Raw genomic sequence first — 2514 nt, 5'->3', positions numbered from 1 at the left:
GGTGACGGCCCAGTTGTTCTTGAGGGCTTCGGCCTCGGCGGCGGCGGCGATGGTTTTGACGTCGGCGAGTTCAAGCACTGCTTTTGATTTCATGGTCTTCAGGATTTCCGGAGTTTGTTGGCAAAGATACCGAGCATACGCAAATTTGGGGCCGCCCTTCGTCCGCATTGCCGCCAAATTAGCTTATAGAACCCTTACAAAAAGTAGGGAGTGAGGGCTGGAAAAACAGCAATGCACCCTAAAATAATCTTGCCGGCATTTGCTGGCGCCTCGGAGACGACTTTCATGACTGACAATGTTCAAACCCTCGACTACGGCGTTGCTTCCAGCGTCGAGCAACGCAACAAGGTCTTGCGCAACACCTATTGGCTGCTGGCCCTGAGCCTGCTGCCCACCGTGCTGGGCGCCTGGCTGGGCGTGGCGACGGGCATTACCCGCTCCCTGACGGGCGGATTGGGCCTGATCGTGTTCCTCGGCGGTGCCTTCGGCTTTATTTTCGCCATTGAAAAGACCAAGAACTCGGCCGCGGGCGTGCCCGTGTTGCTGGGCTTTACCTTTTTCATGGGCCTGATGCTCTCGCGCATGATCGACATGGTTCTGAATTTCAGCAACGGCGCATCGCTGGTCATGACGGCTTTTGCCGGAACGGCCGGCGTGATGTTCGTGATGGCCAGCCTGGCCACCGTCATCAAGCGTGACCTGAGCGGCATGAGCAAGTGGCTCTTCGCCGGTGCCCTGGTCATCCTGGTGGCAGCCGTCATCAATGTGTTTGTCGGCTCGACCATGCTGATGGCCGTCGTCAGCACGCTGGCGATTGCGGTTTTCAGTGCCTACCTGCTGTATGACCTGAAGCAGGTGATTGACGGCGGTGAAACCAACTACATCAGCGCCACCCTGGCCATTTACCTGGACCTGTTCAACATCTTCCAGAGCCTGCTGGCCCTGCTGGGCATCTTCGGCGGCGACCGGGACTGATCCGCTTCGCTACAGAACAAAAAAGGGCCTCAGGGCCCTTTTTTCATGCGCACCTCGTGTCATTCTCCGCAGGGTGAGCTTGGGGTTTCTCCAATTCAAGCCGGGGCCGCGGCCTGCAAGGCCTCGGGAGCTACACGCAGGGAGAGACCGTGGGGGCCGCCAAATCAAACACCGCAATGGACTCCACATGGGCCGTATGCGGGAACATGTTGACCACACCGGCCGCCGTGCAGCGGTATGCGCCGCTGTCCACCAGCACGCCCGCATCCCGCGCCAGGGTGGCCGGGTTGCAGCTTACATAGACAATGCGCTGCGGCGGCACCCAGCCGTTCAGGGCCAGGCTCTGCTGGTGCTCACCGTCGTCACAGGGGACGCCGCTGACGATCTGTTGGTGCAGCGCTGCCAAGGACTTGAAGAGCTCAAAAGCGCCTTCACGCGGAGGGTCCACCAGCCATTTGTCGGCCCGGCCGTCTTTCACCAGCATCGCCGGCGTCATTTCAAACAGGTTGCGCGCTACAAATTTTGTAGCTGCCAGCGCCCGTCGGACGCTGGATGCAGGCCTGTTCCTTTCAAAATTCTCGCGTGAACGGGCGACCAGGACTTCACTGCCTTCGATGCCCAGCACTTCACGGGCGCGTGTGGCCAGCGGCAAGGTGAAATTGCCCAGGCCGCAAAACCAGTCGATCACCCGCTCGTCCGGCTGCACCGCCAGCATCCGCAGTGCACGCGACACCAGCACCTGGTTGATGTGAGGGTTGACCTGCGTGAAATCGGTCGGTTTGAACGGCATGACCACATCGAACTCCGGCAGGCCGTAGCTCAGCTCCTGCACAGCGTCGTCCAGCAGCTTGACCGTCTCGAGGCCCCCCGGTTGCAGCCACCATTGCAGGCCGGGGTTCAACACAGCGAAAGCACGCAGGCGGTTCAAGTCACCGGTGCTCAAGGGTTCCATATGGCGCAGCACCATGGCCGTGACCTCGTCGCCACAGGCCAGCTCGATCTGCGGCAGGGTTTCCTTCGCATCCATGCTGCCGATCAGCTCGCGCAGCGGCACGAGCATGTCGCTCACGTGCCGGGGCACCACGTGGCATTCGGTCATATCGGCCACGTAGCCGCTTTTACGCTCGTGAAACCCCACCAGCACGGCGCCCTTTTTGCGGACATAGCGCACCGACAACCGCGCGCGATAGCGGTATCCCCAGGCCGGCCCTTCGATGGGCCGCAGCAGGTTGTCCGCCTTGACCTTGCCGATGTGCCAGAGATTGTCTTCCAGCACACGCTGCTTCACGGCCACCTGCGCCCCCACATGCAAATGCTGCATCTTGCAGCCGCCGCATGCGCCTGTATGCATGCCGAAATGCGGGCATGCCGGCCGCACACGCTGGGACGATTCACGGTGAATCGCCGTCACCATGGCTGGTTCTAGGCTGCGTGTCTTGCGGTCGACGTTGGCAGGTACCCGTTCGAAAGGCAGGGCACCCTCGATAAGAACCACCTTGCCGTCAGCCCTGTGGGCGATTCCCTGGGCTTCGAGGTCGA

2 protein-coding genes are annotated in these 2514 nt (G+C 61.1%); one reads left to right on the top strand and one right to left on the bottom strand.

Going from position 1 to position 2514, the window contains the following annotated elements:
• The first annotated feature begins 285 nt into the window (after nucleotides 1-285).
• Complete coding sequence (locus tag AC1DWI_RS19590) at nucleotides 286-975, top strand: Bax inhibitor-1/YccA family protein (protein WP_477671015.1); 690 nt, start codon at nucleotides 286-288, stop codon at nucleotides 973-975.
• Between the two features lie 130 nt (nucleotides 976-1105).
• On the opposite strand, the gene rlmD is transcribed toward AC1DWI_RS19590, so the two are convergent.
• Nucleotides 1106-2514: 23S rRNA (uracil(1939)-C(5))-methyltransferase RlmD (rlmD, locus tag AC1DWI_RS19585; RefSeq protein ID WP_477725510.1), on the bottom strand; the 1409-nt coding region annotated here is incomplete at its 5' end.

The organism is Polaromonas sp. P3_C2, assembly GCF_056402675.1.
Note: the sequence above shows the minus strand (reverse complement) of the source record. Positions and strands in the feature narration are given on the sequence as shown.